The following is a 20,173-nucleotide window of genomic DNA, read 5'->3' on the forward strand; positions in this document are numbered from 1 at the left end:
CAGTCTAAACGGAAAGGTCTGTGCATAGCTGTGGTGCGATTGCAGGAGATCCCAGCGGAATTCGCTGATGAAGACGCAGTGTACGAGGCCTTCGGCCAATACTGCGAAGAGCTGGGAATCGAACCGTACCCGGCACAGGATGAAGCCATCCTCGACATTCTGGCCGGCGACAACACGATCGTGGCCACACCCACAGGCTCGGGCAAGTCCCTTGTCGCGCTGTTCGCCCTCTACCAATCATTCACTCGTGGGATCCGGGCCTACTACACCGCACCCCTGAAGGCGCTGGTGAGCGAGAAGTTCTTCTCCCTCATCGATGCCTTCGGACCTGAGAACGTCGGCATGATCACCGGAGACTCCACTGTCAACGGTGACGCACCCGTGATCTGTGCGACGGCCGAGATCCTCGCGAACCAGGCGCTGCGCGAAGGCGGTCTGGTCGATGCGGGCATGGTCGTCATGGACGAATTCCACTATGTCGCCGATCCCTCACGTGGTTGGGCCTGGCAGGTGCCCCTGCTCGAGATGCCCCAAGCGCAGTTCGTGCTCATGTCGGCCACACTCGGAGACACAAGTGAAATCTGCCGCACCATGGAAGACACCACCGGTCGCGACAGCTCCGTCGTCACCTCGGCGACTCGACCGGTCCCTCTCGACTACGAATACTCCACCGAGACCCTCTCCGACACACTGCGCTCCCTGGTGCGCAACGACAAAGCTCCCGTCTACGTCGTGTCCTACTCCCAGGCCGGCGCCATCGATCTGGCCACAGGACTGCTGTCCGTCGACCTCGCATCGAAGGACCAGAAAGCTGCGGTCGCGGCAGCCATCAAGGGATTCACCTTCGCGAAGGGATTCGGGCAGAGTCTGCGGAAACTGCTCATGCACGGAGTCGGCGTCCACCACGCCGGCATGCTGCCAAAATATCGCCGGTTGGTCGAGCAGCTCGCGCTCAAGGGGCTGCTGTTGGTCATCTCTGGCACAGACACACTCGGCGTCGGCATCAACGTCCCTATCCGGTCCGTGCTGCTGACCGGGCTGACGAAGTTCGACGGTCGGAGAATGCGCAAACTCAGCGTCCGCGAATTCCAACAGCTGTCCGGTCGTGCCGGTCGTGCCGGATTCGACACCCGCGGCTATGTCATCGCCCAGGCGCCTGAGCATGTCATCGAGAATATGCGCGCCGAGGCCAAAGCGGCCAACGCGGATAAGAAAAAGAAGAAGGTCAAGAAGAAGTCAGCCCCGGCCGGGTTCGTCGGCTGGTCGGAGGAGACCTTCACCAAACTCATCGAATCACAGGCCGAATCCCTGCGCTCTCGCATGAAGATCGATCATTCGACGATCCTCAACCTGGTCGCACGCCCCGGCTCGAACGCGGCCACGATCAGCGACTTCATCGACAAGACCCACGAGAGCCGCGAACGCCACCTCGACCTCAAGCTCACAGCTCTGAGCATCGGTCGCTCTCTCATCAATGCCGGGCTCATCGAAACGCGGGGGGACGAACTGGTGCCGACAACGGATCTGGGACCGCAGTTCGCCCTCAACCAGCCACTGGCCCCATTCGTGCTCGCCGGACTCGAACTGCTCGACACGGAGTCGGAGACCTATGCCCTCGACGTGGTCTCGCTCGTCGAATCCACCACACCGGTGCCGTTTCCCGTCCTCAAAGGCCAACTCGATCGGATCAAGAAGGACACCCTGGCCGAACTCAAGGCAGATGGTCTCGAATACCCCGAGCGCATGGCCATCCTTGATGAGATCGAAGGACCGAAACCCCTGGCAGAGATTCTCGAGCCCGCCTTCGAACACTTCATCGAAGCCCACCCGTGGCTGCGAGCCGGGAACTTCGAACCGAAGTCGGTCGTGCGCGACATGATCGAACAGGCGATGGGCTTCACCCAGTTCATCGGCTATTACAGTCTCACCCGGGTCGAAGGCAGCGTGCTGCGCTACCTCACCGATGTGTTCCGTGCACTGACGCACAATGTCCCTGCCGACGAGAGGACGGACGAACTCTCGACCATCATCGAATGGCTGGGGGAGACGATCGCGAGAACCGACTCGTCCCTGCTCGACGAATGGCGGACCCTGCAGGGGCTGTCCCCGGCGGACTTCGCGGACGAGGAATTGCCCGACCTCGACCGCAAGTTCTCCGACAACGCGAGGGTCTTCACCGCTGAGGTGCGCAATGCGCTGTTCCATCGCGTGCTGCTGGCCGAACGCGCCGACTACGCAGAGCTTGGCCGACTCGATTCCGACAGCGGCTTCGACGCCGGTGCCTGGGAGGACGCGATCGAGGACTTCTACGACGAGTACGGCGACCTCCTCACCGATGGGAAGGCCAGAGGGAAGGAATATATCTCGATCGAACCTGGTTCACAGACCTGGACCGTCCGTCAGACCTTGGCCGATCCCGATGACAACAAGGACTGGGCCATCGACGCCGAGGTGGACGTGCCCGCCAGTGACGAAGCCGGAGACATCGTGCTCCGGATCCTCGCGGTCGGAGAGATCAGCTCCCGCCCGCATTCGAGCAATGTCAGTGCCGAGTAATACAGTGGTCAGGTGATGAAAACTAACAGCGGTGAGCAGTCGGCAGGTGTGTCACATCTCGACACTCTGTGGGTCAAGGGCGCGCGCGCCCATAACCTCAAGAACGTGGAGATCGCTCTGCCTCGCGACTCCATGGTCGTCTTCACGGGTCTCTCGGGGTCGGGGAAGTCCTCCTTGGCCTTCGACACGATCTTCGCCGAGGGGCAGCGCCGCTATGTCGAGTCGCTGTCCTCGTATGCCCGGATGTTCCTGGGCCAGATGGACAAACCCGATGTCGATTTCATCGAAGGCCTGTCACCTGCGGTGTCGATCGATCAGAAGTCGACCTCCCGCAACCCCCGATCCACGGTCGGCACCATCACCGAGGTGCACGACTTCCTGCGCCTGCTGTGGGCTCGGATCGGCGTGCCGCACTGTCCCGTGTGCGGTGAGATCATCACGAAGCAGACCCCGCAGCAGATCGTCGACCAGCTGCTCGAACTCGAGGACAGAACGAAGTTCCTCGTCCTGGCCCCCATCGTCCGATCCCGCAAGGGTGAGTTCGTCGACCTCTTCACCGAACTGCAGGCCAAAGGATTCGCCCGTGCCATCGTCGACGGGGAGCAGGTCAGCCTCAGCGAACCGCCCACCCTGGAGAAGCAGTACAAACACACGATCTCCGTGGTCGTCGATCGTCTCGTGGCCAAGCCGGGACTGCGCCCCCGCCTGACCGACTCCGTCGAAACTGCACTCGGCCTCGCCGACGGACGCATCGATGTCGAGATGGTCGATGAGGGCGTGACCCGCACCTTCTCCGAACATATGTCCTGCCCGAACGAGCACCCGTTGGCAATCGACGAGATCGAACCTCGGGCATTCTCCTTCAACTCGCCCTTCGGTGCGTGCCCCACATGCGACGGCATCGGCACTCGACTGCAGGTCGATGAGACTCTCGTCATTCCGGATGAGGACCAGAGCCTCGGCGAGGGAGCGATCGCCCCCTGGGCAGGCGGAAAACAGGTGACGAAGTACTTCAATCGTCTCCTCAAGGGCCTCGGAGACGAACTGGGCTTCGACATGGCGACGGCGTGGAAGGATCTGCGGAAGTCGGACAGATCAGCGATTCTGACCGGCAAAGACTACAAGGTCCACGTCAAGTACAAGAACCGGTTCGGTCGCGAACGCACATACTCGACCGGTTTCGAAGGCGTCTACCAGTACATCCAGCGCAAGCATGAGGAGACCGAGTCGGACTGGTCGCGGGAACGCTACGAGTCCTACATGCGCGAGATCCCCTGTGCCAGCTGCAACGGTGCCCGACTGAAGCCGGAGATTTTGGCCGTCAGGGTCGGCGGCAAATCGATCGCCGAGGTCTCCGAGATGGCACTCGACGAATCCGCTGAATTCCTCTCACAGCTGGAGCTCGACTCCCGCGATGCGGCCGTGGCGGCCCAAGTGATGAAGGAGATCAATGCCCGACTGGGCTTCCTCCTCGACGTCGGCCTCGACTACCTCAGCCTCAACCGGCCCGCGGGCTCCCTGTCCGGCGGTGAGGCTCAGCGCATCCGACTGGCCACTCAGATCGGCTCGGGTCTCGTCGGGGTGCTCTACGTCCTCGACGAACCCTCGATCGGCCTCCACCAGCGCGACAACAGGCGACTCATTGAGACCCTGAACAAGCTCAAGGAGCTCGGCAACACCCTCATCGTCGTCGAACACGACGAGGACACCATCGAATCGGCCGATTGGATCGTCGACATCGGCCCCGGCGCAGGTGAGCACGGGGGAGAGGTCATCTACTCCGGACCGGTTCCCGGACTCAAGGACGCCGAACGGTCCATCACCGGCGACTACCTCGCCGGACGCCGAGCCATCCAGGTCCCCACGACCCGTCGGCCGGTGGACAAGGACCGCGTCGTCACGGTCGAAAAGGCCGTCGAGAACAACCTCCGCGACGTCACGGTCTCCTTCCCCCTCGGCGTACTCACCGCCATCACCGGTGTCTCGGGCTCCGGCAAATCGACCCTGGTCAACGAGATCCTCTACACCCAGATGGCAAACGTCCTCAATGGTGCCTCACAGGTCCCGGGCAGGCACAAGAGAGTCACCGGGCTGGACAATCTCGACAAGGTCGTCCACGTCGACCAATCGCCGATCGGTCGCACCCCACGGTCCAACCCCGCGACCTACACCGGTGTCTTCGACCGCATTCGGCGCCTGTTCGCAGAGACCGAATCGGCAAAGGTCCGCGGCTACCAGCCGGGCAGGTTCTCCTTCAACGTCAAGGGCGGGCGCTGTGAGAACTGCAGCGGCGACGGCACGATCAAGATCGAGATGAACTTCCTGCCCGACGTCTTCGTGACCTGCGAGGTCTGCGGGGGAGCACGGTACAACCGGGAGACCCTTGAAGTGACGTTCAAGGGCAAGTCCATCGCCGAGGTGCTCGAGATGCCCATCGAACAGGCGGCCGAGTTCTTCGCCGCGATTCCCGCCATCTCCCGTCACCTGAATACCCTGGTCGAGGTCGGCCTGGGCTATGTTCGGCTGGGCCAGCCCGCGACCACGCTCTCCGGTGGTGAAGCCCAGCGCGTCAAGCTTGCGGCCGAACTCCAGAAGCGCTCCCGAGGCCGCAGCGCCTACGTTCTCGACGAACCGACCACGGGACTGCACTTCGAAGACATCGCGAAGCTGTTGAGCGTCCTGCAGGGCCTCGTCGAAAAGGGCAACACGGTCATCGTCATCGAGCACAACCTCGACGTCATCGGCAATGCCGACCACGTCATAGACCTGGGTCCCGAGGGCGGACGCGGCGGTGGCCAGATCATCGCCCAGGGAACCCCGGAGGAGGTCGCCGACAACAAGGCCAGCCATACCGGACGGTTCCTGAAAGTGATGCTCGATGGCTGACCCAGCGTCCTACCGCCCGGCCACGGGCAGCATTCCCACCTCGGCCGGGGTCTACAAATTCCGGGACCCAGACCGGAGGGTGATCTACGTCGGGAAGGCGAAGAACCTCCGTAATCGGTTGAACTCGTACTTCTCGAACCCCGCGCAGCTGCATCCGCGCACCTCGACGATGGTCCACACGGCCGCCTCGGTGGAATGGACCGTCGTCGACACAGAGGTTGAAGCGCTGCAGCTCGAGTGGACATGGATCAACGAGTTCAATCCGCGGTTCAACGTCATGTTCCGCGACGACAAGTCCTACCCGTACCTCGCGATCACGATGAACGACGAGGTGCCCCGGGCCTTCATCACCCGGGGCAAACGCCGCAAGGGTGTGAAGTACTTCGGGCCCTTCGCCCAAGTGTGGGCGATCAAGGACACACTCGACCTGCTGCTGCGGGCCTTTCCGATGCGCACCTGCACTGCGGGAGTGTACAGACGAGCCGAACGCAGCGGACGTCCCTGCCTGTTGGGATACATCGACAAATGCGCTGCCCCCTGTGTGGGCCAGATCAGTGTGGAAGGTCATAAGGACCTCGCCCGCAGCATCTCCGACTTCATGTCCGGCAACACCGGACGTTTCATCAGCTACCGGCAGAAGGAGATGGCCGCGGCCGCGGAGGAGCTCGACTACGAAGGCGCGGCCCGCCTGAGAGACGAGATCACCGCGCTGCAGAAGGTGCTCGACAAGTCGGCAGTCGTCCTCTCCGTCAATGCCGACTGCGATGTGTTCGCCCTGGTCACCGAGGAGCTCGAAGCCTCAGTGCAGGTCTTCCACGTCCGTCAGGGACGCATCCGCGGACAGCGCGGCTGGATCATCGAACGCTCCGATGATCACACCCCGGCCGAACTCACCACCGACTACCTTCGCCAGGCGTACACGGGACTCGATGCGGACGCGATTCCCCGCGAGATCCTCGTCGACACGGTCCCCGCCGATATCGCCTCGCTCGAGAGCTGGCTGAGTGAGCAGCGCGGGTCCAGGGTCACCGTTCGGGTCCCGGAACGGGGGGAGAAGAAGGCCGTTCTCGAGACTGTGACCAAGAACGCGAAAGAGGCACTGCTCCAACACAAACTCAAACGCTCCTCCGACCTGACCACCCGCAGCACGGCACTCAAGGAGATCCAGGAGTATCTGTCCCTGCCCGAAGCGCCTCTGCGCATCGAGTGCATCGACATCTCTCACACCCAGGGCTCCAACGTCGTGGCCTCACTCGTGGTGTTCGAAGACGGACTCGTGAAGAAGCGCGACTACCGTCACTTCGCCATCCACGGTGAAGCCGCAACCGATGACACGGCCTCGATGTACGACGTCGTCTCACGGCGATTCAGCCGCTACCTCGAACAGATGAGCTCCGATGAACCCGACGAACGCTTCGGGTACCGCCCCAGCCTCCTCGTCGTCGACGGAGCCGGCCCACAGGTGGCGGCGGCCACCAGAGCGCTGCACGACCTGGGCATCGTCGACATCTCTGTGGTGGGCTTGGCAAAACGGCTCGAAGAGGTCTGGGTGCCTGATGATCCGTTCCCTGTCATCCTGCCGCGCAACTCCGAGGGGCTGTTCCTCATGCAGCGCCTGCGCGATGAAGCTCACCGCTTCGCCATCAGCTACCACCGTTCGAAGCGGGCGAAGGCGATGACCAGCTCCGTCCTCGACGACATCTCGGGCCTCGGCGAGTCCAAACGGACGGCGCTGCTGCGTCATTTCGGCTCGGTGAAGAAGGTTCGAGGCGCGAGCGTCGACGAACTCTGCGAGGTCCAGGGAATCGGACCGGCCCTGGCCGAGAAGGTCGCGGCGGCCCTCGCCGACTGACCTCGCGGCCCTCTGAGGTTGAGGTCGCGGCCCTCGTGAACCGACAGTTCGCCAGGCACTGAGCCCGCTGGGCGACATCTGCCCTAGAGTAGTTCTCGACAGCTGTCTTCAACCACGCAGCCCAAGGAGGACGTGTGAGCACGCAGGCCGAATCGAACGGCGCCGATCATCCCATCGAGGTCGTCCTCGTGACGGGAATGTCCGGAGCAGGTCGGACCACCGTGGCCAATGTGCTCGAAGACATGGACTGGTACGTCGTCGACAATCTGCCCCCGCAGATGATGCGGCCCCTCGTCGAACTCGTCGCCCGTGCCGACGGGGCGCTGCCGAAGATCGCCATCGTCACCGACTCGAAGGGTCGGGCGAAGTACGCGGAACTCGAAGACACGATCAGCGACTTCATCGATCAGGGGCTCTCCCTGCGTATCCTCTACGTCGATGCCGCCGACGAGGTGCTGGTTCGACGATTCGAATCCACTCGCCGCCCCCACCCGCTGCAAGGCGAAGGGACGCTGCTGGAGGGGATCGAAGGCGAACGCTCGGCCCTGGAATCCCTCAAACACCGTGCCGACATCATCATCGACACCTCAGAGCTCAACGTCCACCAGCTCTCCACCCAGGTCCGCAAACGCTTCAGCACCGACGACACCCCTCTGCTGCGACTGACCGTGATGAGCTTCGGGTTCAAATACGGTCTGCCGAAGGACGCCGACCACGTCGCCGATGTCCGCTTCCTGCCGAACCCGTACTGGATCCCGCACCTGCGTGGACATAACGGTCTCGACTCCGACGTGGCCGACTTCGTGCTGGGGCAGAACGGCGCCGAGGAATTCATCGAACGCTACACCGCGACCTTAGACACGGTCTCACAGGGCTACCTCCACGAAGGTCGCGGCTACGCGATGATCGGCATCGGGTGCACCGGTGGCAAGCACCGCTCCGTGGCGATCAGCGAACGCGTTGCCAAGAGCCTGGCCGCGCAGACCGGCATCCCGGTCACCGTGCGCCATCGTGATCTGGGGAGAGAGTGAGATGGAGACCGAGGATCTCCCGCAGATCATCCCTGCAGCCAAAGACAAAGGGCCCAAGATCGTATCTTTCGGGGGAGGCCACGGCCTCTACGCCGCACTGCGCGCATTCCGCCTGCTGACCGAATCGCTGACCGCTGTCGTCACGGTCGCCGATGACGGCGGTTCCTCCGGCAGGCTCCGCGACGAACTCGGCGGGCTTCCGCCCGGCGATCTGCGCATGGCTCTGGCTGCTCTCTGCGATGACGGGAACTGGGGCAAGACCTGGCGGGACGTCATCCAGCACCGGTTCGACTCCGACGGTGAACTCAGCGGGCATTCAGTTGGCAACCTGCTCATCTCCGCCCTGTGGCAGATCCATGGTGACCATGTCGCCGGCCTCGACTGGATGGCCAAGCTTCTGCGCGCCCACGGTCGAGTCCTGCCCATGTCCTCGATTCCGCTGACGATCGAGGCCGATGTGAAGTTCCCGGGATCCTTCCAGGTCGTGCGCGGCCAGTCCGTGCTCGCCTCCACCCTGGGGCATGTCGAAACCGTCCGTCTCGATCCACCCGTGCCACCGGCACGGCACGAAACGATCGAAGCCGTCGCCGAGGCAGATGTGCTCAATCTTGGACCCGGCTCCTGGTACACCTCGGTGATGCCGCATCTGCTCGTTCCCTCACTCGCCGAGGCGATCGGGCAGTCCTCCGCGGTGAAGTCCCTCACGCTGAACCTCAGCTCCAGCGACGGTGAAACACGAGATCTCAGTCTCAGCGAACACCTCGCGTCACTGCACAAACACGCCCCCTCTCTCGAGCTGAACTATGTGCTCGTCGATGAGGCCGCAGTCCGGGTGGAGCCTGACCTGCAGCGGTGCGCACGTGAGATGTTCAACGCCAAAATATGGGCCCGTCCGCTGCGCTCCAGACGGGCGGGACAGCATGACAGCCTCAAGCTCGCCGCGTGTTACCGTGACATGTTGGTGGACGCCGGGATCGGCGTGGATGAGCAGTGGTAGGAAATTCGGTTGCAGGAGGATGAACTATGGCACTGACCGCTCAGGTCAAGGATGAGTTGGCACGGGTGACGATCACCCGCACTTCTGCTCGCAAAGCCGAAGTGTCTGCGATCTTCCGCTTCTCCTCCGCCCTCCACCTGGTCAACGGGTCGATCGTGCTCGAAGCCGAGCTCGACACCGCCCAGGCGGCCAAACGTCTGCGCAGCGAGATCAAGGATCTCTACGGCCAGTGCGCCGATATCGTGGTCATCAACGCCGCCGGGATCCGCCGCTCCAACCGCTATCTCCTGAGAGTCACCCGCGACGGGGGAGCACTGGCGCGCCAGACCGGTCTCGTCGACAACCGGGGACGACCCGTGCGCGGGCTCCCCTCGGCGATCGTCAACGGATCCGTCGCCGATGCCGAAGCAGCCTGGCGCGGAGCATTCCTCGCCCACGGCTCACTGACCGAACCCGGTCGCTCGTCCGCCCTCGAAGTCACCTGTCCCGGGCCCGAAGCCGCTCTCGCCCTCGTCGGCGCCGCCAGGCGTCTGGGGCTGAGCGCGAAGGCCCGCGAGGTCCGCGGTGTCGATCGCGTCGTCATCCGCGATGGCGACGACATTGCGGCCCTGCTCACCCGCATGGGATCCCACAGCGCCGTCCTCGTCTGGGAGGAACGCCGAATGCGACGAGAGGTGCGTGCGACGGCGAACCGTCTGGCCAACTTCGACGACGCGAACCTGCGGCGTTCCGCCCGAGCCGCAGTCGCTGCCGGAGCCAGAGTCGAACGCGCCCTCGAGATCCTCGGTGACGAAGTCCCCGAACACCTGCGTTACGCCGGCCAGCTGCGCGTGACACACAAACAGGCATCATTGGAGGAACTGGGCCAACTTGCCGATCCGCCGATGACCAAGGACGCCGTCGCCGGCAGGATCCGCCGCTTGCTGTCCACAGCAGACAAACATGCCGAAGATCTGGGAATTCCTGGAACAGAGTCCAGTCTCACCCCGGAAATGCTCGAAGATCGCTAAGATCGAGGCATGAGACAAATCGCTATCAACGGCTTCGGCCGTATCGGTCGTGCCCTGTACCGTCTGTCCCTCGATCCCTCGTCCGACTTCGAAGTCGTCGCCATCAATGACCTCACCGATACCGAGACCCTGGCTCACCTGCTGACCTATGATTCCGTGTGGCCGCGGTTCGAACGCACCGTCGAGGCCGGCGAAGATTCGCTGACCGTCGATGGGAGAACCATCTCCGTGCTCAGTCAGGCGGACCCGTCGAAGATCGACTGGTCGTCACACAACGTCGAGCTCGTCGTCGAGTCCACCGGCAGGTTCACCCGACGTGACCAGGCCGAGGCCCACCTCGGCGGGTCCGTGCAGACGGTGGTGCTGTCGGCGCCGGGCAAAGACGTCGACGGAACCTTCGTCATGGGCGTCAACGAAGCCGACTTCGACCCGGCCCAGCACACAGTCGTCTCCAACGCCTCGTGCACGACGAACTGCATGGCCACCATCGTCAAGGCCGTCGACGATGCGGTCGGCGTCGAATCCGGCCTGCTCAACACCGTTCACGCCTACACCGGCGATCAGATGCTCGTCGACGGGCCGCACCGCGATCTGCGACGTGCCCGTGCTGCGGCCGTCAACATCGTCCCGACCACGACCGGTGCCGCTCGCACCGTCGGCAGGGTGATGCCGCACCTGGCCGGCAAGCTCGACGGACTCGCGGTCCGCGTTCCCGTCCCCGCCGGGTCGATCATCGATTTCACCTTCACCCCGAAGCAGGCTGCCACGACCGACGAGGTCAACGAGATCCTGGCGAAGGCCGCCGAGTCCTCGCCGTATCTCGAATACAGCACGGCACCTCTGGTGTCGACCGACATCGTCGGAACCACCGCCTCGGCGATCGTGGACTCGCAGCTGACGATGACGCTCGGGAACCAGATCAAGGTCGTGGCCTGGTACGACAACGAATGGGGCTACACGAACCGCCTCAAGGACATGGTCAGCTACATCCTCGGCGAAAGGAACAAATGAGGACATACGACGACCCGCAGATCTTCGCCCACCGCACGGTCCTCGTCCGCAGTGATCTGAACGTGCCGATGGACGAAGGCACGATCACCGACCGTGGTCGCATCCTGGCCTCGGCCGGCACGATCAGGGCCCTCGCCGAGGCGGGGGCGCGGGTGATCGTCATGTCCCATCTGGGACGTCCCAAGGGCGCACCCGATCCTCAGTTCTCGCTTCATCCGCTGGCTCCGGAACTCGCCGAGGCGATCGACCGGGACGTCGCATTCGCGGCCGACACCGTCGGTGATGAAGCGACGACCAAGGCGGCGGCACTCGGCGACGGCGAGGTCCTTCTGCTTGAGAACCTCCGCTTCAACCCCGGCGAGACATCGAAGGACGACGACGAACGACGGGCATTCGCCGCGCAGCTGGCTGAGCTGGCAGATGATTTCGTCTCCGACGGTTTCGGCGTCGTGCACCGCAAACAGGCCTCGGTGTATGACATCGCGGCCCTGCTGCCGCACTATGCCGGATCACTCGTCCAAACCGAGGTCGAGGTCAGCGATCGACTGCTGAACGCTCCGCAGGCCCCGTTCACGGTCGTCCTCGGCGGATCGAAGGTCTCCGACAAACTCGGCGTCATCGACAACCTCATCGACCGAGCGGATAATCTGCTCATCGGCGGCGGAATGGTCTTCACGTTCCTCGCCGCACTCGGCCACGACATCGGCTCCAGCATGGTCGAGACAGACCGGATCGATGATGTCAGGGACTACCTCAAGCGAGCCGAGGACGGGGGAGCAGACGTCATTCTGCCCACGGACATCGTGGTGGCAGCCTCCTTCGCCGCCGACGCCGAGAACTGGGTGCGCCCCATTGCGGAACTCGAATCGACACCGGCTGGAAGCGACGGTCTGGGTCTTGACATCGGCCCCGAATCGGCTGACGCCTACGCCGAGGTGATCTCGGCCTCGAACACCGTGTTCTGGAACGGGCCCATGGGCGTCTTCGAGTTCCCTGCATTCGCCGCCGGCACCAAGGCCGTCGCGGCCGCTCTGACCACCGGATCCGATAGTGAGACAAAGCGTCTGACGGTCGTCGGCGGAGGTGACTCGGCTGCGGCCGTGCGCACGCTCGGTTTCGCCGATGACGAATTCGGCCACATCTCCACAGGCGGTGGCGCCAGCCTCGAATACCTCGAAGGCAAGACCCTGCCCGGACTCGAAGCCCTCGCGTGAGAAAGAAGACGACAATGAGCGACCGCACCCTGCTGCTGGCCGGCAACTGGAAGATGAACCACGATCATCTCGAAGCGATCTCGAGCGTCCAGAAACTGGCCTGGGCACTCGAAGACGCCAAACTCGACGAGACGCAATGCGATGTCGTCGTCATTCCTCCCTTCACCGATATCCGCTCCGTGCAGACCCTCATCCAGGGCGACAAGCTGTGGCTGACCTACGGTGCGCAGGACGTTTCGCAGCACGGTCCCGGGGCACATACCGGAGAGATCGCCGCATCGTTCCTGGCTCGCCTCGGCTGCACATATGTCGTCGTCGGACACAGCGAACGGCGTGCGAACAATCACGAGACCAACGACATCGTCGCGGCCAAGGTCAAGGCGGCGCTGGCACAGGAGATCACCCCCATCCTGTGCATCGGAGAGTCGTTGGAGCAGCGCCAGGAGAAGACCCACGTGGACTTCACCCTCACACAACTCGAAGAGTCATTGGCCGATCTCGACTCCGCCGCTCTCGAAGGGCTCGTCATCGCGTACGAACCCGTATGGGCGATCGGCACGGGGGAGACAGCGACGGCAGAGGACGCGGCCGAAATGGCAGCCGCTATCCGGGCACGACTGGCCGAGCGCTACAGCGCCTCGCTGGCCGCGAGCACTCGAATCCTCTACGGCGGTTCAGTCAAGACCGACAACGTCGCGCAGGTTCTGGCCTCCGATGACGTCGACGGTGCACTCGTCGGGGGAGCCAGCCTCAACGGGCCCGACTTCGCCGCTTTGTGCAAGGCCGCAGTGGCAAAGTAGACTGACCAACACATCCTCTGACGAAATATAGGTAGTACTCGACGTGGAAATCCTCAACATCATACTCATCGCGTTGCTCGTTCTCACGAGCATCTTCCTGATTCTCCTCATCCTCATGCACAAGGGCAAGGGTGGAGGCATGTCGGACATGTTCGGTGGCGGCATGTCCTCATCGCTGGGATCGTCGGGCGTGGCTGAGCGCAACCTCAACCGATTCACGACTCTGACGGCGATCGTCTGGGGCGCGTGCATCATCCTGCTGGGTCTCATCACTCGCTTCAACGCCTGAGAGGTGAACCGGCGTCCGGCTGTGCGGTAGACGTCTGAGCCGCGCAGTCGACGTCCGAGTTGCGCAGTCAATGCCCGGGAGCGAGGGCCGGGCCTGTTCGGGCAGCGCCTCAGCCCACCGAACGTCTGTTTCGTGATCCACGTGCGACGATGAAGGACCCTGACCGATCGGTCAGGGTCCTTCATCGTGCGCAGAGGCGTTGCTGCGCGCAGAAGCGTTTCTGCCGGGAGAGATCAGTCGACTCCGTAGTGGTGTCGAGGTTCCACAGCAGCGATCGCCCGGCGCAGCTGCTCGAGGCCCCGCGAACGCTCGAGGAGGTGAACCCTGAGCACGGGGCGTTCCTTCTCTTCCAGTGCTGCGGCATCGCCGAGGGCCTGGGCGCGCTGCAGTTCGGTGAAGCCATAGCTCCGCCCCGGAACCAGCAGATCCGTCCGGGGCTCGGCTGTGATCTGCAGGAACACCCCGTTCGGGTGTCCTCCCTTATGGTATTGACCCGTCGAATGCAGATAGCGGGGTCCGAATCCGAATGTGGCCTGCACACCCGAATGCTGTGAGACCAATGCTCGGAGATCCTGGGCATCGGCGTCGGCGATGCGGTCGAGGAACGCCTGCACCCCGACGTATCCGTACTCGTCGACCTGTGCGAAGAGCTCTCCGACGGCACTGACGAGATCGGTGGTCTCTTCGACGTCACCGAAGACTTCGATCTGCTCCTCGCGGAACGCGGGCTGTGCCAGGGCTGCGGAGGAGTAATGTGACAGGGACTGCCTGGCATGTTCTTTCGCCGACTCCACATCTGGCTGGTCGAAGGGGTCGACGCCGATGCTGTATCCGGCGATCGCTGTGGCGAACTCCCAGAACACGAACAATTCGCCGAGGCCGCCGTCGAGTTCGGAGTCGAACCCGGACGGTGCCTCGACAGCGGTCACGGGCCCCAGCGTGCATAGCATGGCATCGGCTCGGGCATCGAAGAAGCCGACGTCATCGGCACCGTCGACGACGACCGGCAGAATCCCCTGACCGTCCTTGCCCAGGGACTCGGCCACGAGCTGTTCGACCCAGTTGCTCAATCCCGACAACGCCGGGGCGGTCTCCGCGAGCACGAGCTTCTCGGTTGCCCGGGCGTGCCCGATGCCCAACCAGGTCCCGAACTGCAGAGCTGGGTTGTTCGGCGCGTCGGTGCCGAAACCGTCGACGGCTGTTGCCGCCGACGCCGCGATCTCCCGAACGTCGACGCCGGCCAGACCGGCCGGGACGAGGCCGAACGCGGACAGCGCACTGTAGCGTCCGCCGACCGACTCATCGGCGTGGAAGGTCGCCAGGAAACCCTGATCGGCAGCCAAGACGTCGAGCTCGGTTCCCGGATCGGTGATCGCAATCAGCCGCGACGCAGGATCGATGCCGACCGATTCGAAGGCGTCGGAGAATGCTCGGCGAATCGCATCGGTCTCGATCGTCGTCCCCGACTTGGACGCAACGATGAGCACCGTGTGCGACAGATCGGTCCCGATCGCCTCGGCGACCTGATTGGGGTCCGTGGAGTCCACAACCTCGAGTCTGACCCCGGCCGCTTGGGCCATGACCTCCGGGGCGAGGGACGAACCGCCCATCCCGGTCAGACTGATCGAGCGCAGCCCCTGCGCGTCCAGTCGGGAGCGCAGGGATTCGATCTCATCGATGAGGTCGGTGCTTCGCTGGGGCAGGTCCACCCAACCCATGCGGGGCACCGGCTGCTGTCCATCTGGTGTGAACAGCGATGCATCCTTCGCTGCCAGGCGGGAGGCAACGCGCGAGTCCAGGAGGCGAGCCACCTCGGCGTCGTAGTCCTCGGCGACCGGAACGCTGTGTCGCAGCCTCATGAGTGGTCCAATGCAGTGCGAATCGTGTCCTGGAGCTCTGCCCAGCTGACGTCGAACTTCTCGAGTCCTTGAGTCTCGAGCACGGTCATCACCTCCGCATAGTCGATTCCGAGCCGTGCCAGTCGGTCGAAGACCTCGTCGGCGGCTCGGTAGTTCTCCGGCGAGATCTCGGCAGTGACTTCACCGTGGTCGGCGAAGGCCTGCATCGTGGGTTCGGGCATCGTGTTCACGGTGTTCGGAGCAACGAGCCCCGAGACGTACATCGTGTCCGGGTAGTCGGGATTCTTCACTCCGGTCGAGGCCCACAGCAGCCGCTGTGGCTTGGCACCTGCGAGCTCGAGGACCCGGAAGCGCTCGGAGGTGAACAGCTGCGAGTGGATCTCATGGGCCAGCACGCAGTTCGCGATGCCCGCCCGGCCCTTGAGCTCGGCCGCGGCCGGGTCATCGAGACCGTCCAGCCGTGCGTCGATCTCCGCGTCCACGCGAGAGACGAAGATCGAGGCCACCGACTTGATCTGGTTGAGATCGTGTCCCGCTGCTCGTGCCTTCTCCAGACCCTGGAGGAACGCTTCGACGACGTGACGGTAGCGGGTCAGTGAGAACACCAGGGTGACGTTGACGCTGATGCCTGCCGCGATGGTGTCGGAGATCGCGCGCAGTCCGGCTTCGGTCGCTGGGATCTTGATCATCGCATTGGGTTCGCCGACGCGCTCCCACAATGCCTTGGCCGCCGCAACAGTGCCTTTAGCATCGTGGGCCAGCGGGGGAGCGACCTCGATCGACACACGCCCGTCTTCACCGTCGGTGGCGTCGTAGACGGGACGGAAGAGCCTGGCCGCCGCGGCGACATCCGACGTGGTCAGGGACTCGATCGCTTCATCGGCGGAGGCCTTGTCGGCTCCGAGTTCGGCGACGGCGGAGTCATAGCTGTCGGACCCGGCGATGGCGTTGGCGAAGATCGTCGGGTTCGTCGTCACTCCGGTGACGTTCGAGTCCTCGATGAGCCGTGCCAGGTCACCGGATTCGAGCCGGGTCCGTGACAGGTCATCGAGCCAGATGGAGACTCCGTGCTCGCTCAGGTTTGTCAGATTGCTGCTCATGCGTCCGCCTTCGCCGCTGCGATCGATTCTTCGGCGGCGGTGACGACGGCCGCCGAGGTGATTCCGAACTTCTCATACAGTGTCGCATAATCGGCCGAAGCACCGAAGTGTTCGATCGACACGGCACGACCGGCGTCGCCGAGGTACTTGTGCCAGCTCATCGCCGATGCGGCTTCGATGCTCACACGCGCCTTGAGGCCACGGGGGAGGACCGCGCGACGGTAATCCTCGGGCTGGGCGTCGAACCATTCCTGGCACGGCATCGAGATGACACGTGCGGCAGTGCCTGCGGCCTGCAGCTCCTCGGCTGCGGTGACCGCGATGGCGACCTCGGAGCCGCTGGCGAGGATGGCGACCTCTGGCTCATTGGCGGTGTCGTGGAGGACGTAGCCGCCGCGGGCAGCCTCCGAGGCGGGTGCGTATTTCTCACGGTCGAGGACGGGGACCGCCTGACGGGTGAGCACGAGTCCGCTGGGGCCGTCGGTGCGATCGAGGATCTTGCGCCACACGACCGAGGTCTCGTTCGCATCGGCCGGACGCACCAGATCGAGACCGGGAATCGCGCGCAGCGCGGACAGATGCTCGATCGGCTGGTGTGTGGGGCCGTCCTCGCCGAGGCCGATCGAATCGTGTGTCCACACGAACACGTTCGGCAGCTGCTGCAGGGCGGCCAGGCGGATGGCCGGACGCTGGTAGTCGCTGAAGACGAGGAAGGTTCCGGTGTAGGGGCGCGTGCCGCCGTGGAGGGCGATGCCGTTGCCGATGAGTCCGGCAGAGAACTCGCGGACACCGAAGTGGATGTTGCGGCCGTATTCGTTGCCGGAGAACGCGCCGGTCGAACGATGCTCGGGCAGGAAGCTCGGATCGCCCTTGATCAGCGTGTTGTTCGATCCGGCGAGGTCGGCGGATCCGCCCCACAGCTCAGGCATGTTTGCCGCGATGGCGTTGAGGACCTGTCCGGAGGCGGCGCGAGTCGCGATGCCCTTGTCGCTGGCCTCGAAGACGGGGAACTCGCTGTCGAGCCCTTCCGGAAGTTCGCGCTTGGTCAGACGGTCGAAGAGTTCGGCGTTGGTCGGGTTCGCCTCGCGCCAGGCCTTGTAGGACTTGTCCCATTCGATATGGGCTCCGCGGCCGCGATCCAGGGCCGAACGCGTGTGGTTGAGGACCTCGCCGGGAACATCGAAGGTCGCCTCGGGGTCGAAGCCGAGGATCTCCTTGGTCGCCTTGACCTCGTCGGCCCCGAGTGCGGAGCCGTGCGAGCCGCCGGTGTTCTGCGCGTTCGGGGCGGGCCAGGCGATGATGGTCGAGAGGCGGATGAAAGAGGGCCGAGAATCGGCTTTCGCAGCTTCCATGGCCGAGTGGAAGGCCTCCACGTCTTCCTTGTACTCTTCTCCGGCCCTGAAGTCCACGTGCTGCACGTGCCATCCATAGGCGGCGTAGCGTGCGGCGGTGTCCTCGCCGAAGGCGATGGCGGTGTCGTCTTCGATGGAGATCCGGTTGTCGTCCCAGATCACGATCAGGTTGGACAGCTCCTGGGTTCCGGCCAGCGACGACGCCTCACCCGAGACGCCCTCCTCGAGGTCGCCGTCGGAGGCCAGGACCACGACGGAATGGTCGAAGGGGGAGGTTCCGGGTGCAGCCTCAGGATCGAAGAGCCCGCGTTCACGACGAGAGGCCATGGACATTCCCACCGCCGAGGCGAGGCCGGAACCCAGCGGGCCGGTGGTGATCTCGACGCCTGCAGTGTGGCCGACCTCCGGATGACCGGGAGTCAGCGAACCCCAGGTGCGCAGGGCCTTCAGATCGTCGAGTTCGAGACCGAAGCCCGACAGGTAGAGCTGAATGTACTGGGTCAGCGAGCTGTGCCCGCAGGAGAGAACGAAGCGGTCGCGGCCAGCCCAGGTCGGATCGGAGGGATCATGATTGAGGCCGTACTGGTAGAGGTAATGCGCAACGGGTGCCAGACTCATCGCGGTTCCGGGGTGACCGTGTCCGGCCTTCTGCACTGCATCGGCGGCGAGGAGGCGGGCGGTGTCGACTGCGCGATTGTCGAGTTCTGTCCAGGACAGGGAGTTCATGTCTTCGAGCGATCCTTCGTTCGGCTGAGAGGCGTGCACTCAAACTCTACCGCGCCGGGTCTCAAACTCCAGGGGTGAGATGGTGTGCGGTCGCCCGAGCAGGCTTCACGGAGGGAGCAGCGTGGGCGAAGAGACGATCACAGTGACGAAATCGACATCCTGCCTCATGGTCTGCCGGCACCAGCGGCCGCGGTGGTGCACTTGGCAATGGTGATCGAACACGCATCGCCACGATGGTCGAGCAGGCAGCGAGGATATCGGATCTGGCCCACAAGTCTGGCCCACAATTCGGCTCAGAAACACAGGGTCCGCCGACTGGCAAAATATTCGACAGGGGGTAGAATCGAGGGCGTGAGTGAACTTCGTCAGAACCAGGACCAGCAGAGTGAACGCCCTCTGCAGAGGACAATCGACGAGGAACGTCTCTCGAAACGTCCGCGCTCGGTCATCAGTGCCTATATCGCACTGACCAAGCCTCGAGTGATCGAACTCCTGCTCGTGACCACGGCGCCGGTGATGTTCCTCGCTGCACAGGGAATGCCGAATATCTGGCTGGTCATCAACACGCTCATCGGCGGCGCTGCGGCCGCAGCTTCCGCGTCGGTCTTCAATTGCTATGTCGATCGTGACATCGACGCGAAGATGGAACGGACCAAGCACCGGCCACTCGTGACCGGTGAGATCACACCACGAGCAGCACTCATCTTCGCCTTCGTCCTCGGTCTGGGATCGATCTTCTGGCTCGGCGGCTTCACGAACTGGGTGACCGCCGGGCTCACAGCCTGCGCGATTCTGCTCTACGCGGTCTTCTACACCCTGGTCCTCAAGCGCCGCACCACCCAGAACATCGTCTGGGGCGGCGCCGCGGGGTGCATGCCCGTGCTCATAGGCTGGTCGGCCGTCACCGGTGGACTGGCCTGGGAAGCGCTCCTGCTCTTCCTCGTCGTCTTCTTCTGGACGCCGCCGCATTACTGGCCACTGGCGATCAAGTACAAGGCTGACTACGACGCTGCAGAGGTTCCGATGCTGCCGTCGAAGGTGCCGCCGACGAACGTGGGTCGCCAGATGATCGCCTACACCTGGGCAATGGTGCTGTGCTCTCTGGCGCTCATCCCGCTTGCCCCGATGGGCCCGGTCTACACGGGTGTGGCGGTGCTGGCCGGCGCCTGGTTCCTGTGGTCCTGCTACGCTCTCGTCTCGCGTGCGAAGCAGGGCAAGAACGGAACCTCACTGCGGGCGATGAAGGTCTTCCACGGCTCGATCACCTACCTGTCGCTGCTCTTCCTCGCGGTCGCGATCGACCCGTTCGTCCTCCCCGGATTCTGGTAGGCCCCAGCTTCACCTCACTTCACTCATCTTCACCCCACTTCACTCATCGCACACAGCCGCGCGGTAGGGCCCTTTTGCACAGGTCACCGCGTGGCATAAGTGTCTGTGTAGCGCATAAATGCTCTACGTGGGCACTTATGCCACGCGGTGATCTGCCGTCG

Annotated in this window: 14 protein-coding genes; 11 read left to right on the top strand and 3 right to left on the bottom strand. The window is 63.9% G+C overall.

The window, feature by feature from the left end:
• The first annotated feature begins 30 nt into the window (after positions 1-30).
• From L0G76_RS03175 to secG, 10 genes are all read left to right on the top strand, one after another.
• Positions 31-2,556: a DEAD/DEAH box helicase gene (locus L0G76_RS03175; RefSeq protein WP_304355885.1), complete on the top strand. Its 2,526-nt coding sequence runs from the start codon at positions 31-33 to the stop codon at positions 2,554-2,556.
• 15 nt (positions 2,557-2,571) lie between these two features.
• The gene (gene uvrA, locus L0G76_RS03180) at positions 2,572-5,442 is read left to right on the top strand and encodes an excinuclease ABC subunit UvrA (protein ID WP_304355897.1); all 2,871 of its coding nucleotides are present in this window, start codon (positions 2,572-2,574) and stop codon (positions 5,440-5,442) included.
• Positions 5,435-7,294, top strand: a complete 1,860-nt coding sequence (gene uvrC / locus L0G76_RS03185) for an excinuclease ABC subunit UvrC (protein WP_304355886.1) — start codon at positions 5,435-5,437, stop codon at positions 7,292-7,294. The genes uvrA and uvrC overlap by 8 nt, the downstream gene beginning before the upstream one ends.
• A 134-nt stretch (positions 7,295-7,428) precedes the next feature.
• Entirely contained in the window at positions 7,429-8,325 is an 897-nt protein-coding gene (rapZ, locus tag L0G76_RS03190) for an RNase adapter RapZ (RefSeq protein ID WP_304355887.1), read from the top strand.
• A gap of 1 nt (position 8,326) precedes the next feature.
• Positions 8,327-9,322 carry a gluconeogenesis factor YvcK family protein gene (locus tag L0G76_RS03195; RefSeq protein ID WP_304355888.1) on the top strand — a complete coding sequence of 332 codons (996 nt, stop codon included), beginning with the start codon at positions 8,327-8,329 and terminating at the stop codon, positions 9,320-9,322.
• Positions 9,323-9,348: 26 nt separating this feature from the next.
• Entirely contained in the window at positions 9,349-10,332 is a 984-nt protein-coding gene (gene whiA, locus L0G76_RS03200; protein ID WP_304355889.1) for a DNA-binding protein WhiA, read from the top strand.
• A 9-nt stretch (positions 10,333-10,341) separates the two neighbouring features.
• Entirely contained in the window at positions 10,342-11,343 is a 1,002-nt protein-coding gene (gap, locus tag L0G76_RS03205) for a type I glyceraldehyde-3-phosphate dehydrogenase (RefSeq protein WP_304355890.1), read from the top strand.
• Positions 11,340-12,557: a phosphoglycerate kinase gene (locus L0G76_RS03210; protein WP_304355891.1), complete on the top strand. Its 1,218-nt coding sequence runs from the start codon at positions 11,340-11,342 to the stop codon at positions 12,555-12,557. The genes gap and L0G76_RS03210 overlap by 4 nt, the downstream gene beginning before the upstream one ends.
• Positions 12,558-12,571: 14 nt before the next feature.
• The gene (gene tpiA, locus L0G76_RS03215) at positions 12,572-13,357 is read left to right on the top strand and encodes a triose-phosphate isomerase (RefSeq protein WP_304355892.1); all 786 of its coding nucleotides are present in this window, start codon (positions 12,572-12,574) and stop codon (positions 13,355-13,357) included.
• 43 nt (positions 13,358-13,400) lie between these two features.
• Complete coding sequence (secG, locus tag L0G76_RS03220; RefSeq protein ID WP_092108193.1) at positions 13,401-13,646, top strand: preprotein translocase subunit SecG; 246 nt, start codon at positions 13,401-13,403, stop codon at positions 13,644-13,646.
• 233 nt (positions 13,647-13,879) lie between these two features.
• Here the strand turns inward: secG and L0G76_RS03225 are convergent, their stop codons facing one another.
• The 3 genes from L0G76_RS03225 to tkt are packed head-to-tail and all read right to left on the bottom strand — an operon-like array spanning position 13,880 to position 18,683.
• A complete protein-coding gene (locus L0G76_RS03225; protein ID WP_304355893.1) occupies positions 13,880-15,505 on the bottom strand; it encodes a glucose-6-phosphate isomerase in 1,626 nt (541 codons plus the stop codon).
• Positions 15,502-16,605, bottom strand: a complete 1,104-nt coding sequence (gene tal, locus L0G76_RS03230) for a transaldolase (protein ID WP_304355894.1) — start codon at positions 16,603-16,605, stop codon at positions 15,502-15,504. The genes L0G76_RS03225 and tal overlap by 4 nt, the downstream gene beginning before the upstream one ends.
• Positions 16,602-18,683, bottom strand: a complete 2,082-nt coding sequence (gene tkt / locus L0G76_RS03235) for a transketolase (RefSeq protein ID WP_304355895.1) — start codon at positions 18,681-18,683, stop codon at positions 16,602-16,604. Before tkt ends, tal begins: the two co-directional genes overlap by 4 nt.
• 351 nt (positions 18,684-19,034) lie before the next feature.
• Here tkt and L0G76_RS03240 point away from each other — a divergent pair, with 351 nt between their 5' ends.
• The gene (locus L0G76_RS03240) at positions 19,035-20,012 is read left to right on the top strand and encodes a heme o synthase (RefSeq protein WP_304355896.1); all 978 of its coding nucleotides are present in this window, start codon (positions 19,035-19,037) and stop codon (positions 20,010-20,012) included.
• Positions 20,013-20,173: the final 161 nt, after the last annotated feature.

Origin of the sequence: Brevibacterium picturae, assembly GCF_030453725.1 — a bacterium.
GTDB classification, from domain to species: domain Bacteria; phylum Actinomycetota; class Actinomycetes; order Actinomycetales; family Brevibacteriaceae; genus Brevibacterium; species Brevibacterium sandarakinum_A.